The sequence below is a fragment of the Planococcus maitriensis genome (genome assembly GCF_003289925.1).
Taxonomy (GTDB): domain Bacteria; phylum Bacillota; class Bacilli; order Bacillales_A; family Planococcaceae; genus Planococcus; species Planococcus maitriensis.
This window is the reverse complement of record NZ_QLZQ01000003.1, coordinates 105,010-128,786: the sequence shown is the minus strand read 5'-3', so window position 1 is coordinate 128,786 and position 23,777 is coordinate 105,010. Positions and strand designations below refer to the sequence as shown.

Sequence of the window (23,777 nt, the reverse complement as noted above, 5' to 3'; positions counted from 1 at the left end):
GGTTTCAGTTAGTCGGAACTTTCGACAATCCCCAGACTTCTTCGGAATACTGCTGGATCGTCCGGTCGCTTGAGAAAATGCCGGAAGCGGCGATATTTCTCACGCACATGCTCGCCCATTCGACAGGGCGCCCATACGCATCAAGTACGCGGTCATGTGTCCGGGCGTAGTCCGCCAAGTCTTTCAAGACAAAAAACGGGTCCCCTTCCTCTGTCAATTGACGCACGATAAAGTCGGAATTATGCGGGCCGTCTGACCATTCCCCGCGGGCCAGTTCTTCAATAGCCTCGCGGATGCACGGGTCCTGCTCGATGATGTCTTTCGGGTCATAGTTTCCGTCACGCTCGAAACGCATGACTTGTTCTGAACTCATGCCGAAGACGAAAGCGTTTTGTTCGCCGACCGCATCGAAGATCTCGACATTCGCCCCGTCATACGTCCCGAGGGTCAATGCGCCGTTCATCATGAACTTCATGTTGCCGGTGCCTGATGCTTCTTTGGAAGCTGTAGAGATCTGTTCGCTGATGTCCGCTGCCGGTATCAGAAATTCCGCATGGCTGACATTATAGTCCTCAACGAAAACGATGTGCAGGTGGCGCCTTGCGACCGGATCGCTATTGACGCGATCGGCGACTGTATTGATCAGCTTGATGACTTGTTTGGCGAAATGATAGCTCGGGGCGGATTTGCCGCCGAACAGGAAGGTCCGTGGATACGGCCTGTAATTCGGGTCGCTCTTGATGCGCTTATATAATTGCTGGACATGCAATATGTTCATCAGCTGGCGCTTATAACCGTGGATCCGTTTGATGTGGATATCAAAAATCGAATCGGGGTCAACAATCGTGTCGTGTTCCCGTTCGAGGTGATGGATCAGATGCTCTTTTTTCAGCCTCTTGATGGCTTGGAAAGCCTCCAGGAACGGCCGGCTGTCCGCCAGATAGCCGAGTTCACTCAATTGCTCAGGCCGGCGGATCCACTCCGTTCCGATATGTTCGGTAATGAGTGAAGCCAATTCCGGATTCGCCCCAAGCAGCCAGCGGCGATGGGTGATACCGTTAGTCTTATTATGGAATTTATCCGGGAAATATTCATTCAGTTCTTTCATCTCGCGTTTCTTCAGGATTTCCGTATGGAGCTTTGCCACCCCGTTCACTTTATAGCTGCCGACAACTGCCAAGACAGCCATTTTCACGACGCCTCCGTCGATGATCGACAGCTTGTGTACAGCCTGTTCGTCCAATTCCTTCGATTCCCATTCAGCCCTGAAGCGCCGGTCGATTTCTTCGATGATCTGGTAAATGCGCGGCAATAGCTGGCGCAGCAGACGGCTTTCCCATTTTTCCATCGCTTCTTCCAAAATCGTATGATTCGTATAGGAGATGGTCCGCGTAGTCAACGACCATGCTTTATCCCAATCCAGTCCATAATCATCCATCAATATCCGCATCAACTCCGGAACCGATAAAGCGGGGTGCGTATCGTTGATTTGAATCGCCACTTTTTCAGGCAATTCTTCGATATCGAAATTGCGTGTCGCGAGGATCGTGCGGATGGAGGCACTGCACAAGAAGTATTGTTGTTTCAACCGCAGGAGCTTTCCGCTGTCGAGTGCGTCATCCGGATAAAGCCGGTCGGAGATTTTAGCCGTCTCGAGCTCATTCACCAAATACCCGAGCCCATAAGGCAGCGGCCGGTCGGACGTTTCCGCCTGCCAGAGCCTGAGCGTGTTGATCGTGCCGCCCTGCGCCCCGACAATCGGCATATCGTAGGGCACGGCTTTGACCCACACCGCATTCTCCAGTTCCGTGCGGACGCCTTGTTCTTCGACGGTCATGCCCACCTCCCCGTAAAACGGGATATCGAGCGCGAGGTCTTCCCTGCGCACTTCGAGGCCCTGGCCTTCCTTGATCCAATCGGTCGGCAATTCCACCTGGAAGCCTTTGATGAAATGCTGCGTGAATAACCCCCCGCGGTAGCGGATCCCGCAGCCATGCCCGGGCAAGCCGAGCGAAGCGAGTGAATCCAGGAAACATGCAGCCAAACGGCCGAGCCCCCCGTTTCCAAGTCCCGGTTCCTGTTCGAGCTCTTCGATTTCGGACAATTTATAGCCGATTTCGCCAAGCGCTTCTTCAACCAGTGTATAGGCGCCTAAATTATGCAGGTTCTGCCCCAGCAAGCGGCCGAGCAGGAATTCAATCGACAAGTAATACAATTGCTTATCTCCGCTGTCCCGTTTGGCAGCTTGCTGCTTGTCCCATTCCAACATGACTTCCTCGCAAACCATCTTCCCTAATACCATATAGGCTGTGCTCTCTGTTTTATCCCCGTTTTCCATTGCTAAGCGCCGGTTGAATTCTTCTTTGAATTGCTCCTTGGTGGAAAACATTCTCAACACACCCTTCAGTTTAAGCTCGCATATAATTTCTCATATTCTTTCGCCGAACGCGACCAGGACGAATCTCTCGCCATGCCGTTATGGATCAACGCATTCCAATGGTCCGGCTTGTCATAGAAGGATAAGGCGCGCGATAAGGCTTCATCGAAATGAAGGCCGGCTTTGAAATCGCTTAAGAAGCCCGTTCCTGTCATGTCATCTTCATTATATTCATCTACCGTATCGCGCAAGCCGCCTGTCCGGTTCGCCACCGGGATGGTGCCATAGCGCATGGAAATCAATTGGCTCAATCCGCACGGTTCAAAATGCGAAGGCATCAGGAAAATATCCGCGCCTGCGTATAATTGATGGGCGAACGCTTCATCGAAGCCGAGATGGACGGAAACTTTCCCGGCATAGTCCACTTCAAGGCGCTGGAAAAACTCTTCGTAATGCGCTTCCCCCGAACCGAGCAGCACAAATTGGAGATCACCTTCCAAAAATTCGGGCAAGCTTTGTTCAAGCACATCGATTCCTTTCTGTCCTGAAAGCCGTGACACCATCGTCAATAATGGGGTATCCGGCTGTATCGGCAGGCCGCAGCGTTTTTGGATGGCGCGTTTGTTCGCCTGCTTTCCTTCTATATCTCCTGCGTTGAAAACCTGTGCGATGTGTTCGTCGGCCTTCGGATTGTAGGCTTCCGTATCGATGCCATTCAATATGCCCCGTAAATCCGCTTCCCGTTCGGCGAGCAGGCTCTCTAAACGCTCCCCGTAAGCTTCCGTCAAGATTTCATCCCGGTAGTTCGGGCTGACAGTCGTCAATTTGTCGGCGTATAGAATACCGGTTTTCAGGGAATTGAAGTTTCCTTGCCATTCGACTTGGCCGTTTTCGTAAAATTTTTCATCCATCCGGTACTGTTCCAGAAACACATCTTTCGGAAAAGTGCCCTGGAACTGGAGATTGTGTATCGTCAGGACGGTTTTCACATGAGCGGATAACTGTGCATACTGCGGGTCTTCTTTCAATAGGAATGGCACCACCGCCGTGTGCCAGTCATGGACATGCAAGACATCCGGAGCTGTTTCGGAACGCGCCAGGAAATCCAGCACTGCCCGGCTGAAAAACGCGTATCGCTCGGCATCGTCCGGGCCATAAATGCTGTCCCTTTCAAAATACGAATCATTTTCCAAAAACAGGAATCTTACACCTTGTTTATTGAATTCGTGAATGGCATAATCTTTCTCTTCATCTTTAAAATCGAAGGATTGCCCACCCACTTTGCGGAATTGCTGCCGGTAGCGTTCGTGGATCAAACTGTATTTCGGGATGATGACCTGCACCTCGTGTCCGAGATGGGCCAATTCCTGCGGCAAGGCACCCATTACATCGGCCAGGCCGCCCGCTTTGGCGAAAGGGGCGCATTCCGCAGCGGCCATCACAATCTTCATTGGAAATCCTCCTTCGTGACCCGTTCGCCTTTTCTCAGGACAAACGGCCGGTCAGCTGTGCCGATCAACTTCACGCCTTTTTCGATATAGACATCTTTATCGGCGATGACATAGGCGAGCTCGCAATTTTCTTCGATTGTGCATTTCTGCATGATGATGCAGCTATCCAGATTCGCGTTTATGCCGATGGTGACGGCCCGGCTGATGATGCTGTTTTTGACATTCCCCAAGATTGTACTGCCGTTTGCCATCATCGAGTTCGATACGTTCGATCCGTCCAGGTAACGGGTTGGCGGCTCGTCTTTCACTTTTGTGTAAATAGGTGCTTGCGGCAAAAACAGCAATCGGCGGTTGTTTTCGTCCAATAGCCCGAGCGACTCTTTAAAATATTGCTGGATCGAATCGATGATGGCGAAATACCCTTTATATTCATATACACCGTATGAATAAGGCGCTTTTTTCAAGTTCACTAAGTCTTCGACGCTGAGAATGCGTTTCTCCCTATGGGAGCGGATCAATTCAAGCATCAATCTGCGTGACAGGATATACGACTTCAAGGAACCGCCTGCACCGACAGCTTCAGTAATGTCTTTTCCGGATGCCAGGTGATGGGCAAGCATTTCTTTGTAATCCAATTGCCCGACTACGAAACTGCTTGTGACTACCACATGCGTTTGGCGGCTTTTCTCAAAAAACTGGATATGCTCTTCAAAGTCATGGAATGAGCCGACTGTGGCAATGCCCCCATTTTGATGGGTTGTCGGCAAGAAGAACAGCCCTTCTTTGCGCCGGTCCAAATCCCAGCTTTTCCCGACCCCGATATGGTCGATCAGTGAAGCAAAAGGCGGGGAAGCGAAAATGCCGACCGAGTTGATATCCGCGTTCACTATATTCGATAAAGCGAAATCGATCAGGCGGTATCTTCCTGCGAATGGAATCGAGGAGACCGATCGATGAATGGTCAGGTCTTGGAGCCCTGCTACTTTTACAGAAGCGTCCACTGCAGCCATCAAAGTCATTGCTGTCCACTCTCCTTCCATGAATCGATTAAGTCTTGCGTCAACAACGTGATGCCCTCTACCGGGTCAAGCAGCCGGTAATTTTCCGGCACCGTGATGTCCGGCGGAACGATGACCCGGTTCAAATGGGCCCCACGCCCGATTTTCGTGCCGCTCATGACGACACTGTCTTCCACGACGGCTCCTTGTTCGACCAGGACATTCTGGAAAATGACCGAATGGCTGACCGTCCCGCTGATGACGCAACCTTCGTTGACCATCGAGCCTTGCACACGCCCTGTTTCCGTAATGACCTGTGGCGGCAGCTGGGGGTTCGATGAATAAATCCGCCAGGCCGGATCGTGCAGCACGAGCCCTGCCGATGGGTCAAGCAGGTCCATGTTCGCTTCCCATAGGCTGTCTACCGTCCCGACATCTTTCCAGTATCCTTTGAACGGATACGCCACCATTTTTTGCTGATCCGCGAGCATTTTGGGTAAGATGTCTTTCCCAAAGTCATGGGTAGATTCTTCTATGCTATTGTCTTCTTCTAAATAACGCTCCAGTTTTTCCCAATCGAAAACATAAACACCCATGGACGCCAGGTTGCTTTTCGGCTTTTCGGGTTTTTCATCGAACTCGACGATGTTCATGTCTTCATCGGTGTTGACGATGCCGAAGCGGCTCGCCTCTTCCCATGGCACTTCCAAAACAGAAACGGTGACATCCGCCTGCTTTTCTTTATGGTATTCCACCAGCTTTTCGTAATCCATCTTGTAGATATGGTCGCCGGATAAAATCACGACATAATCAGGTTCGCAGCTGGTCAGGAAATTGATGTTCTGGTAAATCGCACTGGCGGTCCCCGCATACCATTTGATGCCATCGATTTCGGCGTAAGGCGGCAGCATGGTCACCCCGCCTTTATGGCGATCCAGATCCCAAGGCGTGCCAAGCCCGATATAGCGGTGGAGCGCATGCGGCTGATACTGCGTGAGGACACCGACTGTGCTGATGCCCGAATTCGTGCAGTTCGACAGGGGAAAATCGATGATCCGGTATTTCCCGCCGTAAGGAATGGCGGGTTTCGCAATATCGTACGTCAATGATTTCAAGCGGCTTCCTTGCCCGCCTGCGAGAAGCATAGCAACTACTTTTTCATTCACAATTAGTCACTCCCATCTTTTCTTTTTTTCCAGATGCTTATCGTGAACGGCGGCAAATCAAGCTTCAATGAGAAATCCTGATTGTCGCACGGAACATCGAGTGTTTCTGCCGCCTGCCGCAAACCCGCAGACGTGCCGCCGAATTTCGCTGAATCGGTGGAGAAGATTTCTTCATACGAGCCTTTGTGCGGTACTCCGACATGAAAGCTTCCATAATGATGTTCTGAGAAGTTGCACAGCACGATGCACTCGTCTTCCGGTAAAAACCCCCTCCGGATAAAGGTCGCTACACTTTGTTCATGGTTATCGGCATCAAGCCACATGAAGCCGTCGCGTTCATCATCAAGCTCGTAAAACGCTTTTTCGTTCTGGTAGAATGCCAGCAATTCTTTCATGAATTCAGCGATCCCTTTATGCTGGGGATCTTCAAGCGACGCCCAGTCGAGTTCAGGCTGGAATTCCCATTCCTCGAAATGGCCGAACTCCTGGCCCATGAACAATAGTTTCTTGCCGGGATGCGCCATCCAAAACCCGAACAGCAAACGCAATTGAAGGAAACGCTCTTCCCTGGTGCCCGGCAGCTTGTTGAGCAGCGATTTGCGCCCATCCGCTACGGTGTCATGGGAAAAAATCACTTGGTAGCGCTCTTCATATTGATACACCATCGAAAAATTCATTTTCCCATGGGCTTTCGACCGCTCTGCCGGCGGCGTTTTCATATACTCCAACGTGTCATGCATCCAGCCGAAATTCCATTTATAATCAAAGCCGACTCCGCCGGATTCGACCGGATGCGTCACTTTCGGATAATGCCAGGCATCTTCGGCGATCAACAGCTTCTCCGGATAATGGAGCTTCAAGCTAGCCGTCAGCTTCCTGAGAAAATCAGCCCCTTCCGTGTTGTGCGGGCGCTCCTTGATGTTCGGGATGAACAATAAGTTGACAAGCGCATCCATGCGGTAGCCGTCGAACTTGAATTCCTCCAGCCAATAATGGGCGCTCGACAAGATGAAACTTACCACTTCACCTTTGTTGATGTCGAAATTCAAGGTGCCCCAATCCGGGTTCATCCGGCGCTCTTCGCGCTGTTCTTCGTAAAGCAGCTGGCCATTGAAGTTCGCCAACCCATGCTGGTCCACGCAAAAATGCCCCGGGACCCAGTCCAATATCAAACCCAGTCCATGTTCCGTACAAGCCGTGACAAAATACTTTAAGTCATCGGCCGTGCCGTAGCGGCCTGTCGGCGAAAAATAACCGGTCGTCTGATAACCCCACGATTCATCTAGCGGATGCTCGGTGATCGGCAAAATCTCGATATGCGTGAAGCCCATGTCGATGACATACGGAATCAACTCATCCGCGATTTCGCGGTACGTATAAAATTCCCCGTTTTCCTTGCGCCGCCAAGTACCGATATGCACTTCGTAAATGGCCATCGCCCGTTCCAGGTGCTTGTCGTTGATCGTTTGCTTGCGTTTCAGGACCTCCGGCGGCCAAGTGTATTCCCCAGGACCCGAGACGATCGATTTGGTGAACGGCCGTTTCTCGCTTTGCCGCGCATACGGGTCCGATTTCCACAGTACTTCGCCCCTTGGCGTCCGAAGCGCATATTCATAAAGCTGGCCCTCCAGATTTTCCGGGATGCTCACCCCCCAGATGCTCGCATCATGCGGATGCCGCTCTAGCGGGTATGTGGACGTGTCTTCCGTGGCGGGGTCCACACACACCACGTCGATGCCTTCAATTTCCGGAGCCCAAACCGAAAAAGTCGTTTCTTCCCCGAATGCATGTGCACCGAAATACAAATAACCGTCAACCATCCGCCCTTCATGAAAAGCTTGCAGCCGTTCCTCCGTCCATGTACCCAACAAAAATTCCATGCAGCGCCTCCTTTTGGCCAAAACCAAGTTTAGTTTCTATTCTACATTTGAAATGTAAAGTCCTTGTTAAGATCCCGTTCATTGCCAAGAAATTCCACAAAAGATCGGAATGTCGCAATGTCTTCATATTTTTCCACGCCAAACGGCTTGTCGTAAGCCGCGGTTTGGAATAGGCTAAAGAAAGACCAGCTTCAACATAGAAAGGACGCGAAATTTTTGCGAGCCCAAACTTATTTACTGAGCTTCTTGCTGATTGGCACCCTGTTTTTGGCTGCCTGCGGCCAAGGCATCGATGACCCATTGAACTGGGAAACAGAAGAATTCACTTTCACTGACCATAATAATGAAGATTTCGGATCCAGCGACCTCGAGGGAAAAGTCTGGCTGGCTGATTTTGTCTTCACCAACTGCACGACAGTGTGCCTGCCGATGATGGCGAATATGAAAGGCGTCCAGGAAGAGCTGCAAGCGCAAGGGCTTGACGTGGAGATCGTCTCATTCAGCGTAGACCCGACCGTCGACACACCGGAAACCTTGAAATCATACGCCGAAAGCTACGATGCTGATTTGACCAGCTGGCATATGCTGACGGGCTACTCACAGGAAGAAATCGCCGAATTTGCCCTTGAGAACTTCAAGGCGATTGCCCAAAAGCCGCAAGATGATGACCAGGTCATCCATGGCACTTCGTTTTATTTGATCGATCACGAAGGCGTCATCATGAAAGACTACGATGGCCTGAACCCGCCAGTTGAAGACATCGTCCGCGATGCGGAGATCCTCCTCGAGGAGGCGGAAGGATGAAACGCAAACCGTTTTTCATAGCTGCCGCATTGGTGCTCCTGGCTGCAGTGGCTGTTTGGTTTTTCATGCCCCAGGAAAATGAGCCTTCCCCAGAAAGCCGGATCGTTCTTGAACATACGCATCGCACATTCATCGCACCGTCCTGCTTCGAAGAATCCGACCCGACGAATTTCCTGGAAGAATCGACGCTCGGCCATGCACAGGAATTGAATTACCCGCCGCATTCCGAATGTACGGAAAAAGCGTTCGAAAGCAACCAGGACAGCCCGGCTGTCATCCTGTTGAAAGAACTTGGGCTAATGGAAAAAACACAAACCGATTGGTAACAAGGCAGGGCTTCGGCTCTGCCTTGTTCTTTTCCTATTTCAGCAAGCGTACGCAGACAGGAGTGACCGTGCCGACACTATCCGCTGTCTCGCCTGGCAGCCCGTCTTCGCCGATTTTCTTGACAGCGATCGTCCCCGATTCTTCATGTGCGATGACGATCCACGGGCTGCCAGGGACCAGCGTGAAATGGCGCGGGCCCGCCCCTCCGGCATCCGCATGGCCAACCGATTCCAATAAGCCTTCTGTGACCCGGAACACCGCTATGCTGTCATGGCCCCGGTTTGAAGCATAGACAAAGCGCCCGTCTTCCGATACGGTAATTTCAGCAGCAGTATTGTTTCCCGTGAAATGTTCCGGAAGCGTTGAAATGTTCTGTACCTCTTTCAAGCCCTTGCCTTCCAGCGCATAAACGGAAACGGTTGAATCGAGTTCATTCACGCCGTAAGCAAAAGCGTCGGATGGATGAAACGCCAGATGCCTTGGCCCTGCACCCGGTGCCGTCTTGGTCACGGCTTCCTGTTCAAGCATCCCTGAATGCAGGTCGAGGCGGTAGCGGACAATTGCGTCCATTCCGAGATCCGATACGAAAAAGCGATTCGTTCCCGGCAACTGAAAGGCCGAATGCGGATGGGCGGCGTCTTGCCGCTCCGGATCTGCCCCGCTTCCTTTGTGGCGCTTGGAATCGGCCATTTCACCGATTGACCCGTCCGCGGAAAGCGGATGGACCGTCACGTGTGCTCCGGAATACGTGACGGAAATGGCCCATTGCCCAGCTTCATCGATCGTGATATGGGCGGGATGGTCACCCCCTGCATTTTGGCGGTTCAGTTCCTGGATCAGGCCTTTTTTGGGATTAAGCCAATAGGCCACCACTTCCCCATCGCCTGTTTCACTGACAGCCGTAAAGCTGGTGCCATTTGGATGGACCGCCAGGAATGAAGGGCGTTCCACTCCCGAGACCGCTGCTTGTTTCATCAATTTCCCTGTGGCGGGCTCCAATTCCCAAAGCGTGATGCCCGCTTGATCAGCAGCCGCATAAGATCCGCTTAATATGTATGTACTGCTCATCCTATCCCTCCTTTTTTTCTTCACCTTTGCCCTATGCCCATGCCCCCTCAAGCTGTGGTGTAAAGTTTCTCACTATTTTTCACTCCCCCTCTTCCAATTCACTGATGCAGTGCGGTAAAGTGGTGAAGTGTAATCTTATTTAATTAAAATAGAAAGAGAGTGGTTGCGTTGAAATTCCCTTTGTCCATCCGTGAAAAAAGCATCGTCTGCACCGGTTTTATGGGAGCTGGCAAAACAACCGTCGGCAAATTATTGGCACGCCGGCTTTACCGCGATTTTATCGATATCGATGAGGAAATCGAAAAAGCTTTCGGCTTGCCGATTCCCGAGATTTTCAGCGTTCACGGCGAAAAGGCCTTCCGCGACAAAGAGCGGGAATTGATCGAATACCATGGCAGCCAGCCCTTGCTCGTCATCTCAGTTGGCGGGGGCGCTTTTCTCCGGGAAGAAAACCGCAATCATTGCCTGGCCAATTGCACCGTCCTGTATTTCGATATTTCCTGGGATTCGTGGAAAGAACGCATCCATGTGCTGACGGAAACACGGCCGCTCCTGAAAGATAAGACCCTCCAGGAGATGGAACAGCTTTTTCGCGAACGCCAATCGATTTATGCAGCCAACCACTCAGAGTTTCAAGTCGATGATTTTGAAGCGCTGGAAGCTGCCGAGTATCTGGCTGACTCCTTGAAATTATCCTGGGACATCCATGCCCCGCAAGCATAACAGATGTACAAAACCCGCCATTCAGCGTTTGAATGGCGGGTTTCCTAATTATCCATATTGCGCTTTCGCAAGGTCGAATAAGCCCGCTTTTTTCAAATAGCTCTCCGGTGCCAAGAACGTCACCGTGACCACGCCTGGATGGCGGCCGATTTCGATCGATCCCGTCACCGTGGCACGGTTCATGATTTCCGGGACGGTGACGCCGAACAAGTCCGCGGCACGTTGCATGCCGTTTTCCGTCGCATCGTTCAAAGTCGGCCCGGAACCGACAAATGATATCGGCAGCGAAACTTCCAGCTTTTCGACGCCGAAGCGCTCGGCGAGTTTTTGGGCGGACGCTTTCTCGGCTTCCGTAAACGGTTTTGCAGTATAAGGCAAGTCCTCGATATTCGGGAACAGGATCGGCCCCGCGTTTCCGAGCCCTTTCAACACATGCACTTGCAAATGGCTGATCCCGGATACATCCGAAGTATGCCCCGCAATTTCACCGTCGCCTTGCATGGCGTGCATATCCCCCAGGTAGACGCCGCCGCCTTTCACTTTGACCGGGCAAACGAGTACAGCGCCGGCGCGGACGCGGCTGATGTCCATATGCCCGTCTGTCCGGTGCGTTTCAAGCTCCTCCTGTGTGCTCGTGTATTCATGCGGCGCCCCGACAAGGAACGAGCCGAAATCACCCGCATTATGCGAGTCAGGTGTCGGCCGCGACGGCGTCGTGCCGAGTTGTCCGAGAAACGGGCGCATACGCGCGATCGTCCCGACTAAATCATGCGGCGCAAAAGTGACCACAGGGTTCTGCACCGAGTGTTCAGGTGTTTTCATATACTCTTTTCCATCTCGCGCAATGGTTTCCGCTGCTTGTTTCGACACCGTAATCCCAACATCGCCCTTGTCGCTGAATGTCATCGTGTAGCCGTGCGTAAATTCGAACGGGCTGACGTCTTCACCGCAATTGGCGCAGCGGATCGCGCCGCTGCCGACGCCCTTAATAACCGTTTCAGGGTACAGCGTGCCGCAGCCTGGGCATTTCACAGCCACGAACGGATCGCCCAGAAAGCGCCCTTCGATCGGCTTATCGTTGCCGGAAGCCGTAGCAAGCGAAGTCACTTCCACCGACTTGATGCGGATGACGATCGCATCGCCCGGTTCTGCACCTTCGACATAAACCGGCTGCGTCACTTCATGGCCGCCCCGGATACATGGCGTAATCATCGGCCCCCAGCATCCCGGGGCAGTATGTGCAATGATATGCCCGCCATCCTTCACGGGGCCGAGCATTTCCTTGTCAGGATCGAGCACTCCATCGACGTAACGGTTGACCAATAAGGTATCGACAGCATTCTCAGGCATTGGACAGCCTCCCTTTTCTATGTTTTCTAAATTATATGACAAAAAGTCCCCACTTTCAATGAGGACCCAAAAATGCCCGAAGAACCGTTAAGCTCTTCGGGCATTTTTTCAATTCCAGAAATACAATAAAGTTTGGACGAAGACTTGGATCATGATATAGAACGCAATGGCGAATTTCAAATTGAAGCGCAGGCCATTGCGGATGCCGCTCAACCCATTGACGCTGCTTAAGATGATCACCGGCATGACAAACGGCGACAGGATGATGGAGATGACGCTTCCCGAGGTCACCGCAAGCACGATCAACTCAGGCGGAAACGGCAGGACAGCCGATTCCAATACCCCTGTCACAAGAACGATGACCGGCAGCGGCCCAAGCCCGATAAAGCCCAGGAAAATGACGATGAACGGAATGAGGAACAACAAATTCAAAAACGGCACATGGCCGGTCAAATAATTCATCGCCCCGATGACATAATCGCCGACTGCCGATTGATTGAGCGCATAAATGAGCAAGCCTGCAGCAAGCAGGATGCTGAATTGCTGGGCTTGCCTCGACACACCTTCTTTGCAATAAATCGCCGCTTCCCGCGCATAGTTCCCTGTCCTTCTTTTCAGCAGGAAATACAGGAAAGTCCAGACGAGGATGACCAGCGGGATGACAACGAGAAAATCGGCGCCCGTCCATTCGTGGAGGATGAAAATCGTGCCGAACAGCGAGATGAACAGGAAAACGAATTCGGCGACGTCTTTATTCCAACTGCCCGGATTCCGGGAATTCGCCACCGCTTTATCGATTTCGTTCGTCAGCACGGCCGAGAAATCCTTGCCGTAGCGTTTTTCATCCGCTGTCGCAAAGGCCACCGACAGCAAAGTCCCAGCGATGGCTGCGCCGAGGCCGAGCAGCATCGACTTCCATAACACCGCATCCATCGCGCCCACTGCGAAGATAAAGCTCGGGATGCTGATGACCCACATGGTCGACAAGGCGAAGCCGCGTAAAATCGCCGTGCCTTTGTAATTTTCCCACGCTTCGTCTTTATGCTCTTTGAGGAATGAATCGATGAACCTGTACATCATCGGCACGACCCCGAACAGCAGGAAATGCGAGATGACCTGCGTCATCCCCATCAGCCCTGCGTAAAACGTTTGGCTCTTGTTCAGCCATTTATTGCCGAAGCTCATGATTTCGTCTATATAAGGCTCTTCCCTGAGCACCCAGCTGATCATCGGGACAATCAGCAATAAGGCGATCAAGCTTTTCATCTGGACGAGCGCCATCGCGAGATCCTGCCAGAAATCCTGGCTCGTCGCCGCCAGCACGCCGAGGGCGGTAACAGCGAGAAAAGTCTGCAGCTGCAACTTGCGGAGCGGCAAGACGCCGAACGCAAACGCCAAACTGAGAAATCCGGCAACCGGCAGCATCGCCTCGGTCCAAGAATTGGCATAAAAATACTGGATGAAATGAAGAACGGCATATATAAGTACAGATAGAGTGAATCCTTTTTTCGCTAATGCCCTCATCTGCAAGCCCTCCTTCCGTATACGCCAAATAGTTGTAAACACATACCGCCTATTTTACACCTTTTACCTTTCCATTGCGGCTACAAAGGCTTTCTTTTCATTCAAAAGACAGGATTTTCATTTTCCAGAAAAACTTTTTTGAATAATTTGTTTACGAAAATCCAGCAAGTGGAAGGTAGACAATAAGAAATATAATTATTTCATTAGTTATTTTTATTTTCAGACATTTCTATGATATGCTCTAGCCACACGGAGAACGCCCCTTGACCAGGAGCTTGGCTTCCGTTGGCCCTGCTGGGTTGATTTACGTTTAGATCCGCCATTTTCATGGGGCGGATTGCCATTGATATTTTATTCTACTGGAGGGCTAGTAATGGGAATCACAAGGAGTTTTTTCATCGCATTATCCAATAATCGGCTATTGAACAGCGGCGCCAAAAGATGGGGCTTTCAACTCGGGGCGGCAAAAGTCGTTGCCGGAACCGACATTCCGAATATGATGGCGTCCGTCCGCGCATTGAATGAGGATGGCATATCTGCCACCATCGACCGGCTAGGGGAATTCGTCACAAGGCGCGAAGAAGCCTTACAAGCAAAAGATGAAATCATCCAGACGGCTGAAGCCATCACGAAAGCTGGGGTGGATGCGCACCTGTCGGTTAAATTGACACAGATCGGGCTCGATATCGATGAACAATTCTGCTTGGAAAATATCCGGGAAATTGCGGCTGAAGCAGAACGGCGAGGAATTTACGTCAACCTGGACATGGAAAATTACGAGCACCTCCAACCAACTCTCGATATATTGCATTCTGTCAGAAAAGATTTCAAGAGCGTCGGGACCGTCATCCAAGCTTATCTCTTCCGCTCGGAACAAGATCTAGATGCCCTTCAAAATGTCAGGCTGCGCCTTGTGAAAGGAGCCTACCAGGAAAGCGAGCAAGTGGCTTACCAATCCGCGGAGGAAGTGGATGCCAACTTCCTCAAGCTCATCAAGCTGAGGCTTGACCAGCCGGTGTTCACATCGATTGCCACGCATGACCATCACATTATCAATGCGGCGATCGACTATATAAAAGAACAAGGCATTCCAAAAGACCGTTTTGAATTCCAAATGCTCTACGGCTTCCGCACGGATTTACTGAAAGAGCTGTCGGAAGAATACCAGGTGACGTCCTATGTCCCGTTCGGCAAAGACTGGTACGGTTACTTCATGAGACGACTCGCTGAACGGCCACAGAACATCCAATTGGTGTTAAAAGGCGCGCTCTCCAAATCCTCATGAAACCGAAAAAGCAGCCCGGGTTGAAAACCCGGGCTGCTTTTCTATTTGCTATTCAAGCGGGCGCGCATACACTGGGGGCAGTTCCGCCAACAAGCGTTTCCGGTACTGCTCGTATTGCTTCGGCAATTTCAATTCCTCACCGAGCGCGTCCGGGCTTTCATCGATCGTGAAGCCTGGCGGGTCGGTGGCAATTTCAAACAGCAGATCGCCATATTCACGAAAATAAATCGACCTGAAATAATTGCGGTCCTGGACAGGCGTGACGCCTAACCCGTAAGCTTCGACCCGATTTTTCCATTCCAGTTGATCGACATCGTCGTCCGCACGGAATGCGATGTGGTGAACGGTCCCGACACCCATCTGGCCAGTGCCGACACGGGTCTGCTTGACATCCAATATGTTGCCGATCGTGCCATCCGCGACAAAGCGGACATAATCGCCTTGCTCTTCTGTGCGGGCGAAACCGATCACTTCTTCCAATAATTCGGCAGTTTTGGCCGCATTGGCCGTAAACAATACAGCTCCGGCAAAACCTTTGATGGCATTGCCTTGTGTAATGCCGCCTCCGGTCCATCCGCTCGCTTCGCCCATTCCCCGTTCAACCAATTCCAGCTGAAGGCCGTGCGGGTCTTTAAAACGCAAATACGATTCGCCAAAGCGCGTTTGCTCTTCAAACGAAACATTATGGCTTTCCAGGCGGCTGCGCCAAAATGCAAAGGCGCCTTCCGGAACAGCGAAAGCCGTGACGCCGACTTGGCCGTCTCCCACTTTTCCTTGATAGGCTTTACCCCAGGGGAAAAAGGTCATGATGGTGCCGGGCGATCCTTCGTCGTTCCCGAAATACAAATGGTATGTACCCGGATCGTCGAAGTTCACCGTTTTCTTGACCAGGCGCATGCCCAGCACCCCTGCGTAAAAATCAGTGTTTTCCTGCGCTTCACCCACTATGGCTGTAATATGATGAATGCCTTGCGTTTTTTCACCCATGTATATTCTCTCCCTCTTTTTCGACATGACTATCATATCAATCCGATACTCACGCTTTCAAGTTCAATCGGGCATCTGGTCTTTCCGTTCCTTATGTTGCTTAATGGTCAGCCTTTCCGCTTCTTTCAAATCCTCCTTATCCTGCTCCTTGCCGTCTTCGATGTCCGCTTTCTCGCGGCGCTCTTTTTCCTGCTGTTCTGCAGAATAATCTTCGTCATCTTCGACAATATCCTTCTGGTTTTCCTTCATTTCTTCCACTTTCTCCATTTCCTCTTCGTATTGCTCTTCCACTTCTGTCGTCGAAGGCAAGAACGGCTCGTCATTGTAATCCGTGCGTTTCCCGTAACGCAGCATCTCATAGATGATCATGCCGTTGTTCGGCATGCCGTTCGCCGTTTTCATCGGGACAGCGTCAAACAGCACAAAATAGAAACCGTAGAAGACGAAACGGTTCCAGAACGTTTCATATTGATCCAATATTTGGTTTGCGACCAAGGCGTTGATGACAACTGCCACGATCACATTCGCTAAGATTGGGCCGGCGTAAAGCATGATATATGCGAATTTGCTTTGCCTTTTCAAATCATCATAGGCAAACCAACTGTACAAGTGATAATATTTCCTCACGTCAAACATGCCGATCTTGAAGACTCGGGGGCCTGAACCGATTGTCAACCGCGGATTCTTTGCGCCTAACAAAAAGCTGACGATTAAATAACCCGCTTCCCGGATAAAGACAACGACCGGTAAAATGATAAATGCAGATATGACCAGTGCTATCAAATCGCTCAACCCGAACATGAAAACCCTCCTCCAACTCTTAAAATGACCCATCGGCCTCTCCTCTAAATACCCGATTTGCCGGGCTCTGAACCCCCAACACCTTACAGTTCCGTTTCATTTCCATGACAGTTAATCTTTTGAGGAGCTGCACGGCACGTGATAGGATGTCAGTAAGCTTGATTGAACTTCAGGTATATTCGCCATGCAGAGGATGGAAACCATGAAACGCAAACGACCCATTTCCAACAAAATAATCGCACTTCTCGCAGGGATATTCCTGGCTTCTGCAGGATTCGTACTGGCCAGCCATTTAACAGAAGAACAAAGCGCCCCGCCGATCATTGGCTCCGCGATCTACAGCCCGCCACCGAATATCGCGGAAATCGCTTCCCATGTCGAAGTCGTCAAAGACATCCGCTACCATGCATCCGACAACGCCTTCATGGATCTCTACTACCCGAAAGGTGCTACCGGCCCCTTGCCCGTCATCTTATGGATCCATGGCGGCGGCTTTATCGGCGGCTCCAAAGACAGCCGCCAGGATTACGGGATGACACTGGCGAACGACGGCTATCTTGTCGCCAATATCGACTATGCACTGGCGCCCGGCCAATTATATCCGGGCCCTGTCATCCAGGCCAATGAAGCCTTGAAGTTCTTGAATGGATCTGCTGCACAGTATGGCGGCGATATGGAACGGATTTTTGTCGGCGGGGATTCTGCCGGCGCGCAGATCGCCAGCCAGCTGGCAGCCTTGCAATCCACCCCTGCCCTTGCCGAAACGATGGATCTGGCTCCAGCCGTTTCTTCGGGACAGATGCGCGGGGCGTTGCTGTTCTGCGGGCTGTATGATATGGAAACCGTCCGCGAGTCCGGCTTCCCGAATATCGACTTTTTCCTGAACGCCTATACGGGCACAGAAAGTTTCGAGACATTCGGCAATATACATGAAATGTCGACAATCCAGCACGTCACCCCTGCTTATCCGGATGTCTTCATATCAGCCGGCGACGCCGACCCGCTGGAGCCGCAATCGGTCGCACTGGCCGATAGCCTGCGTGCCAAAGGCGTCGATGTCACCGACGTCTTCTTCCGTGGCACCAATAAGAACCTGAAGCATGAATATCAATACGCCTTGGATACGAACGACGGCCAGGAAACCCTCCAGAAAACATTGGAATTTCTGCTTGAAAAAAGCCAGGCGCAAAAATAAAAGCTGTCCCGTCGCTTTAAGCGAAGGACAGCTTTTTTCGATTGATCAATGGGGAGTGACTGCTTGATTGGATTGTACCGCTTGCGCCTCGCGTTTTCTCTTGCGGGATGGCAGCATGTTGAAGACGACATTCAATCCGATCGCCGTCAAGCTCCCGGCAACGATGCCGTTGCTCGTCAAGATCTGGACGCCTGCAGGCAATAACGCGAACAATTCCGGAACGACCGTCACGCCTAGGCCGATGCCGACAGAACAAGCGACGATCATGGAGTTTTCCTGCGATTGCGATATGACGCCGCTCAGCATTTTAATGCCTTGTGCGATGACCATACCGAACATCGCGATCATCGCCCCGCCGAGAACCGGTGTCGGGATGATGGTCGTCATGGCGCCGATTTTGGGCACAAACCCGAGGACGATCAACATGAGCGCCGCGATGAAGATGATCTTGCGCGACTTCACGCCAGACATTTGGATCAACCCGACGTTTTGCGAGTAGGCCGTATACGGGAAAGCGTTGAAAATCCCACCTAGGAAAATCGCCAAGCCTTCCGAACGATAGCCTTTCGCCAAGTCCTTTTCTTTAATCTCTTTTTTCGTGATATCGCTGAGCGCGAAATAGACGCCTGTCGATTCGACAAGTGACACGAGTGCTACCAGGATCATCGTCAGGATTGCGGACCATTCGAATGTCGGCATCCCGAAATAGAACGGCTCCACCATATGGAAATACGAAGCTTCCGCAATAGGCGTGAAATCGACTTTGCCCATAAACCCGGCTGCGACCGTTCCGGCAATCAAGCCGACCAGGATCGCAACGGCGCGCATAAAGCCGCGTGAGAATTTATAAAGGAAAATGATAAAACCCAATGTCCCGAATGCCAAGGCAATATTCGACAGCGAACCGAAATCCTCCGCACCCTGGCCGCCGCCCATATTGTTGATGGCGACCGGAATGAGCGTGATACCGATGATGGTGACCACTGACCCGGTGACGACTGGCGGGAAAAAACGCACGAGGCTTCCGAAAAACCCGGAGACCACAATGACAAACAAGCCCGAAACCAGAATCGAGCCATAAATAGCGGAGATGCCGTATTCGCCGCCAATGGCGATCATCGGGCCGACCGCCGTGAATGTGCAGCCGAGCACGACCGGCAAGCCGATGCCGAAAAAGCGCGAATTGAACACTTGCAGCAGCGTGGCAACACCGCAGAGCAAAATATCGATCGATACAAGATAAGTCAATTGTTCAGATGTCAATCCAAGCGCTGCCCCGACGATCAAGGGAACAAGAATCGCTCCTGCATACATCGCCAAGACATGCTGAAGCCCGAGCGCCGCTTCTCCAAATGCTTTTTTCATCGGCTCGGCACCTCCCCGTAAAACTCCACATGCCCTGGTTCCATCCATTTAATATTTGCCAATGTCTCCACGCGGATGCCTTTATCGCGCAGCAGTTTCCCGCCTGGCTGGAATCCTTTTTCAATGACGATGCCGATGCCTGCACATCCCGCTCCAGCCTGCTCGACGATATCGAGCAAGCCCAATGCCGCCTGGCCATTCGCCAGGAAATCATCGATGATCATCACGACATCACTTTCCCCGAGAAAGTCATGGGACACGGAGATATCGTTCGTTTCATTCTTCGTAAATGAATGGACAGGTGCTGTGTACAAACCATCCGTCAAAGTCAGCGATTTGCGCTTTCTGGCGAAGACGACCGGCACGCCAAGGGTAAGCCCGGCCATCACTGCAGGCGCGATGCCTGATGATTCGATCGTCAAAATCTTCGTCACCCCCGCTTCCTTGAAACGTTCAGCGAATTCTTCCCCGATCGCCTGCATCAAAGCAGGATCGATCTGATGGTTTAAAAATGAATCGACTTTCAGTACCGCTTCGGACAAAACCCGCCCGTCCGCTTTAATCTTCTCTTCCAACTGCTTCATGTTTTTCGCTCCTTTTCCCGCATCCCCCGAGAAAAAGCCCGGAGGACGCGCATCCATTCATAACCATGAGTGGAGCAAGGTCCTCCGGGCTTCGCCGAAAGGAAACGCAAAAGGAAGCCGCCTAAAAGAATAGGCAGTTTCTTTCCGTTCCATTGCTTCTCATAGTCAGTCCGTTTACGGCGGACCGGTAGAAACTTGCGGGCCATATTCCCGCTATTATATGAGTGAATATTGTTTTTGAATGCACTTATTATAGCACGCCAAAACACTCTTTCAAGAGCTGCCTTAATTAAAAAACTATTCAGAATCCCTCTTGATTTTCGCTAGTCTCACGCAGATGCTTGCTCAGTTCAGCGCGAATCGGGGCCGGGATCGGTTCGCTGTGCTGCTGTGACAGATTGAAGTTTACGTAGACGGCCCGGTTTTTTGCGCATAGGCGCCCTTCCTGGTACAGCTCCTCGTACAACTCGAGGCTGCTGTTGCCGATGCGCTCGACCCAGGTATGGATTTCAGCGTCTTTCCCGAAATACACTTGCCCGGTGAATTCGAGCGTCGTTTTGACGATGACCATTTTCCACTTGGCGAAATCGTGGTCCGGCGTAAACAATTCAAAAAGCGGGTTGCGGCCCGCTTCGAACCAGACCGGCAAACTCGTGTTGTTGATATGGCCGACCGCATCGGTCTCGGATACGCGCGGGGTGATCGTTGTTTTATACATGCATACATTCCTCCACATTTAGCAATTGAAAAAGGCGCCTCCGGAAGAGACGCCTTTGTTTACTTGCGCTTTTTGGTGGCGCGGCCCAAGATGAATGCTCCGGCAAGCGCCCCGATGGCGATATTGTTCTTTTTGGTGAATACTTGCTTGAATACGAGATTCAAGTTTTGCGGGCGCTCTGCCAGGCGGCGCATGAAATATGCATACCAGTCATCGCCGAACGGCACGTATGTGCAGAAGTTGTAGCCTTTATTCGCGAGTTCGCGCTGCAATTCTTTGCGGAATCCGTAAAGCATCTGGAATTCGAATTTATCGTATGAAATATCATGTTCTTTGATGAAAGCCTCGACATGATTGATGATGTTATGGTCGTGTGTGGCGATCGACGTGAATTTGCCGTTCAGCAAATGGTACTCGATCAATTTGATGAAGTTTTCGTCGATTTCTTCACGCGTCTGGTAAGCCACATCTGCCGGCTCTTTATAAGCGCCTTTGACGATGCGCAAACGCAAATCTTTGTGTTCCTTTATGTCGTCCATTGCACGGAAGAAATACGCTTGGATGACGGTCCCGATATTATCGTAGTCTTTCGAAAGCGTATTCAAAAGATCGTACGAAGGCTGGACATGCCCGTAATCCTCCATATCGATATTGATGTGCATGCCATAATTATGGGCAAGGGCGACAATTTCCTTCAAGTTTTCCAGGCAGAAGCCATAATCGATATCCAGCCCGAGCTGAGTCGGTTTCAAGGAAATATGGGCATCGACTTTATTCTTGTGGATCGCTTCGATCATATCCATGATATTCTCTTTCGCTTCGAGCGCCGCTTCCCTTTCGAACACGAATTCACCCAGGTTATCTACTGTCGCGCTGATTCCCTGCGCATTCAAGCTTCGGATACTTTTAATGGTCTCTTCAATATTGGTCCCCGCCACTACGGTTTGGGCACCTAATTTCAAGCCGTACTTTTTGGCCGCAGCCGTAAGGAGACGGTTTTGAGACAAGCCGATAAACACATCTTTTAACATTGATTTCCCTCCTGATACCATTCAACTGCGTTGATTCCAACAGTCCCAAAAAGGCCATGCCTCGAACGTTGTCAACTTCCTTCATTGTAGTCGTTTTCCTCCCGCTATGCATCATAATTTTTTAACAGTTTGCAGTGTTTGCAATACTTTTTTAAAACCAGGTCAAAAAATGGACAAAAGTGCCGGAACCGCTTGGGATTCCGGCACTTTGGGCAATCATTTATTCAGCTGCCAGAATGAATAATTCAACCCCAGGGCAAACGCCACCCAGGCGATATATGGCACCAGCAAACTGCCGGCCAGCCGGTCGACTTGATAGAATTTATACGCCGCCCAGATGACTGCACCGAGAAGCGCCGCCATTTCGGCGAGCGCCGCCCCCCGGAGCCCCCATTTAAAGAATAAAAACGACCACAGGAAATTCAAGCCGAGCTGAAGTTCATATGGAGCCAGCACTTGCCGCTCCCGCCCAAGCGATTTGGCCGTTTCTTGCGCGCGGTACTTGGCGACACCCATCATTTTGTAAAGCACTGTCCAGACGGCCGGGAAAACCCAGCCCAGCGGTGCAAACGAAGGATTTTTCAGCCGCTCGTATTGCTCGCGGGTGCCTCTATTGGCAAGCGCTCCGACAATCGACCCGCCGACGACCGGGACGAGTATGCTCGCGGCCAGGTTCCTCACATGTATACGCCCATTGACTGATGCGACTTCCATGGCATTCGCCTCCTCATTCTAATAGTCTCACCCCTCGCGCCGTTTATCGACTTTGTACGTGAACTCCAATTCAACGGTAGTTTCGGGCTGGATCCGCACGACAAATTCAACTTCCGAACTGCTTTTCCGCTCATAATCATGGCTGGACGATTCCATTTCCCAAATGGGCTCGAAAATAACGTGTTCGACCAGTAAACGGATACTTTCCGTTTTTTCATTTTCAAGTTTGTACACATAGGTGATGTATTCATGGACGCCGTGCTTTTCGCGCAGTTTTTCATAACTGTCGCTCGTGATGTCGAGCGCTTTCCCGACGTGGATGCGCAGGTTTTTGCCAGCCGCCGTATGTTCGATTCGATCTTCGCCTGTGAAAAACACTTCCCCTGAATCCCCGGATTCGTATACTTTCACCACGCCTTCCGGAAGCGGCATGCCGAGCCCATTTTCAATCGAATTGGAAAATTCCAGTTTGACATCGGCATGCGTATCACCTGACCTCACCTGATAAGCCCGTTTGAATTGTGCGCCATTTGCCGAGAATAGGACTAATTGCTTGAGCTGTTCGTTCATGACGGTGACTGGCCGGTTGATCCGGTAGACAAGACGGTCCGGCAATGTTTCCGCTGTAATCAAGGACTCTTGCATGCGCGAATACAAAATCGGCGAATCGCCATTATTCAGGAGCTCTTCCCGGTGGACTTCTCCTGCCACCAAAGCAAGCTCTGCCTTTTCGTAATGTGCACCGCTATGATTCAGTATTTTCACCCAACCATCAAATTGAAACCCTTTATCTTGGATTTCCAATGTGTAATGGGCGTGCCATTCCAGGCTTTTCGTCAAATACGAAACCCTGATCTCCTGGTCCACAGCTGCTGGCGCGATTTTCCACACCAGTGCCGGCTTCAGCAATAAGCCTTCCGGCAATGCCGGAAGAATCAGTTCCCCGGCTGGATCGATGACGATTTCCTTTGTATCGGCCCGTTCGCCGATGATGCATTCCGACACGCTGAGCAGGCGCATCTCCAGCTCTTCCCCGGTTTCGCTGTTCCGCACATGGACATGGCGGTTGATATAGCGTTCCAATAATTTCCCTTTGCTGACCAGGTCATAGTCGTAATTCTGCTCCAGGACATCGAGCCCTTTCACAATGATCGAATCCGTCTCCACCCGTTCGGCAACATCCAGGAATTGCACTTCCTCCACTGGCCCGTCCGATTTCAAATAACGCATCTCCCGCACCAGCGCAAACCCTCCGTTATACGCCGCCACCGATAAATGCTTCTGCTGGCTTCGTGTAGACTGCAGTTTCATGGCAACCGCTCCTTTTTGAATCGATTGTTCATTCAGGCGATTCATTTCTTTCACCTTAGCACATTCAGCATAAAAGCGACCATAAATAATTGAATATTCAGTCACTAAAGATCAAAGA

At 51.3% G+C, this 23,777-nt stretch carries 21 protein-coding genes and 1 riboswitch; of the genes, 5 read left to right on the top strand and 16 right to left on the bottom strand.

Features of this window, described 5'->3' with window-relative positions:
* Positions 1-4: 4 nt before the first annotated feature.
* Genes glgP through glgB form a run of 5 tightly spaced genes read right to left on the bottom strand, consistent with a single transcriptional unit; the run spans position 5 to position 7,872 of the window.
* Entirely contained in the window at positions 5-2,389 is a 2,385-nt protein-coding gene (gene glgP, locus DP119_RS09035; protein WP_112232883.1) for a glycogen/starch/alpha-glucan family phosphorylase, read from the bottom strand.
* A gap of 14 nt (positions 2,390-2,403) precedes the next feature.
* Positions 2,404-3,828: a glycogen synthase GlgA gene (gene glgA, locus DP119_RS09030; protein ID WP_112232882.1), complete on the bottom strand. Its 1,425-nt coding sequence runs from the start codon at positions 3,826-3,828 to the stop codon at positions 2,404-2,406.
* The gene (locus DP119_RS09025) at positions 3,825-4,847 is read right to left on the bottom strand and encodes a GlgC family sugar phosphate nucleotidyltransferase (protein ID WP_112232881.1); all 1,023 of its coding nucleotides are present in this window, start codon (positions 4,845-4,847) and stop codon (positions 3,825-3,827) included. Before DP119_RS09025 ends, glgA begins: the two co-directional genes overlap by 4 nt.
* Positions 4,844-5,995, bottom strand: a complete 1,152-nt coding sequence (locus tag DP119_RS09020; RefSeq protein WP_476704074.1) for a glucose-1-phosphate adenylyltransferase — start codon at positions 5,993-5,995, stop codon at positions 4,844-4,846. The genes DP119_RS09025 and DP119_RS09020 overlap by 4 nt, the downstream gene beginning before the upstream one ends.
* Complete coding sequence (glgB, locus tag DP119_RS09015) at positions 5,995-7,872, bottom strand: 1,4-alpha-glucan branching protein GlgB (RefSeq protein ID WP_112232879.1); 1,878 nt, start codon at positions 7,870-7,872, stop codon at positions 5,995-5,997. Before glgB ends, DP119_RS09020 begins: the two co-directional genes overlap by 1 nt.
* 216 nt (positions 7,873-8,088) lie before the next feature.
* Here glgB and DP119_RS09010 point away from each other — a divergent pair, with 216 nt between their 5' ends.
* Positions 8,089-8,676, top strand: a complete 588-nt coding sequence (locus DP119_RS09010) for an SCO family protein (protein WP_112232878.1) — start codon at positions 8,089-8,091, stop codon at positions 8,674-8,676.
* Positions 8,673-9,002, top strand: coding sequence for a hypothetical protein (locus tag DP119_RS09005; protein WP_112232877.1), 330 nt, complete (start codon positions 8,673-8,675; stop codon positions 9,000-9,002). Before DP119_RS09010 ends, DP119_RS09005 begins: the two co-directional genes overlap by 4 nt.
* Before the next feature lie 34 nt (positions 9,003-9,036).
* Here DP119_RS09005 and DP119_RS09000 read toward each other — a convergent pair whose 3' ends face one another.
* Positions 9,037-10,071 (bottom strand): lactonase family protein, encoded by a 1,035-nt coding sequence (locus tag DP119_RS09000; RefSeq protein WP_112232876.1) that lies wholly within the window; start codon positions 10,069-10,071, stop codon positions 9,037-9,039.
* A 219-nt stretch (positions 10,072-10,290) separates the two neighbouring features.
* Between DP119_RS09000 and DP119_RS08995 the strand changes: the two genes are divergently transcribed.
* On the top strand, positions 10,291-10,794 hold the full coding sequence (locus tag DP119_RS08995; protein ID WP_112233079.1) for a shikimate kinase: 504 nt from the start codon (positions 10,291-10,293) through the stop codon (positions 10,792-10,794).
* Positions 10,795-10,842: 48 nt separating this feature from the next.
* On the opposite strand, the gene DP119_RS08990 is transcribed toward DP119_RS08995, so the two are convergent.
* The gene (locus DP119_RS08990) at positions 10,843-12,144 is read right to left on the bottom strand and encodes an acetamidase/formamidase family protein (RefSeq protein WP_112232875.1); all 1,302 of its coding nucleotides are present in this window, start codon (positions 12,142-12,144) and stop codon (positions 10,843-10,845) included.
* A 108-nt stretch (positions 12,145-12,252) separates the two neighbouring features.
* Positions 12,253-13,668 carry a hypothetical protein gene (locus tag DP119_RS08985; protein WP_112232874.1) on the bottom strand — a complete coding sequence of 472 codons (1,416 nt, stop codon included), beginning with the start codon at positions 13,666-13,668 and terminating at the stop codon, positions 12,253-12,255.
* Between the two features lie 373 nt (positions 13,669-14,041).
* Between DP119_RS08985 and DP119_RS08980 the strand changes: the two genes are divergently transcribed.
* Complete coding sequence (locus DP119_RS08980; protein ID WP_112232873.1) at positions 14,042-14,953, top strand: proline dehydrogenase family protein; 912 nt, start codon at positions 14,042-14,044, stop codon at positions 14,951-14,953.
* A 48-nt stretch (positions 14,954-15,001) separates the two neighbouring features.
* On the opposite strand, the gene DP119_RS08975 is transcribed toward DP119_RS08980, so the two are convergent.
* Positions 15,002-15,940 carry a ring-cleaving dioxygenase gene (locus DP119_RS08975; protein WP_112232872.1) on the bottom strand — a complete coding sequence of 313 codons (939 nt, stop codon included), beginning with the start codon at positions 15,938-15,940 and terminating at the stop codon, positions 15,002-15,004.
* 63 nt (positions 15,941-16,003) lie between these two features.
* Positions 16,004-16,741: a hypothetical protein gene (locus tag DP119_RS08970; protein WP_112232871.1), complete on the bottom strand. Its 738-nt coding sequence runs from the start codon at positions 16,739-16,741 to the stop codon at positions 16,004-16,006.
* A gap of 202 nt (positions 16,742-16,943) precedes the next feature.
* Here DP119_RS08970 and DP119_RS08965 point away from each other — a divergent pair, with 202 nt between their 5' ends.
* Entirely contained in the window at positions 16,944-17,936 is a 993-nt protein-coding gene (locus tag DP119_RS08965) for an alpha/beta hydrolase (protein ID WP_112232870.1), read from the top strand.
* A 45-nt stretch (positions 17,937-17,981) separates the two neighbouring features.
* Here the strand turns inward: DP119_RS08965 and DP119_RS08960 are convergent, their stop codons facing one another.
* The 6 genes from DP119_RS08960 to DP119_RS08935 form a co-directional block, all read right to left on the bottom strand.
* Positions 17,982-19,301 carry a nucleobase:cation symporter-2 family protein gene (locus tag DP119_RS08960; protein ID WP_112232869.1) on the bottom strand — a complete coding sequence of 440 codons (1,320 nt, stop codon included), beginning with the start codon at positions 19,299-19,301 and terminating at the stop codon, positions 17,982-17,984.
* A complete protein-coding gene (locus tag DP119_RS08955) occupies positions 19,298-19,885 on the bottom strand; it encodes a xanthine phosphoribosyltransferase (RefSeq protein WP_112233078.1) in 588 nt (195 codons plus the stop codon). The genes DP119_RS08960 and DP119_RS08955 overlap by 4 nt, the downstream gene beginning before the upstream one ends.
* A 142-nt stretch (positions 19,886-20,027) precedes the next feature.
* Positions 20,028-20,129, bottom strand: a riboswitch (purine riboswitch).
* A 57-nt stretch (positions 20,130-20,186) separates the two neighbouring features.
* Positions 20,187-20,603 (bottom strand): acyl-CoA thioesterase, encoded by a 417-nt coding sequence (locus DP119_RS08950; protein ID WP_112232868.1) that lies wholly within the window; start codon positions 20,601-20,603, stop codon positions 20,187-20,189.
* A 59-nt stretch (positions 20,604-20,662) separates the two neighbouring features.
* Complete coding sequence (locus DP119_RS08945) at positions 20,663-21,634, bottom strand: proline dehydrogenase family protein (RefSeq protein WP_112232867.1); 972 nt, start codon at positions 21,632-21,634, stop codon at positions 20,663-20,665.
* Positions 21,635-21,850: 216 nt separating this feature from the next.
* A complete protein-coding gene (locus DP119_RS08940; RefSeq protein ID WP_112232866.1) occupies positions 21,851-22,348 on the bottom strand; it encodes a TspO/MBR family protein in 498 nt (165 codons plus the stop codon).
* A gap of 27 nt (positions 22,349-22,375) precedes the next feature.
* Positions 22,376-23,659 (bottom strand): DUF4139 domain-containing protein, encoded by a 1,284-nt coding sequence (locus tag DP119_RS08935; RefSeq protein WP_205853866.1) that lies wholly within the window; start codon positions 23,657-23,659, stop codon positions 22,376-22,378.
* Between the last annotated feature and the right edge of the window lie 118 nt (positions 23,660-23,777).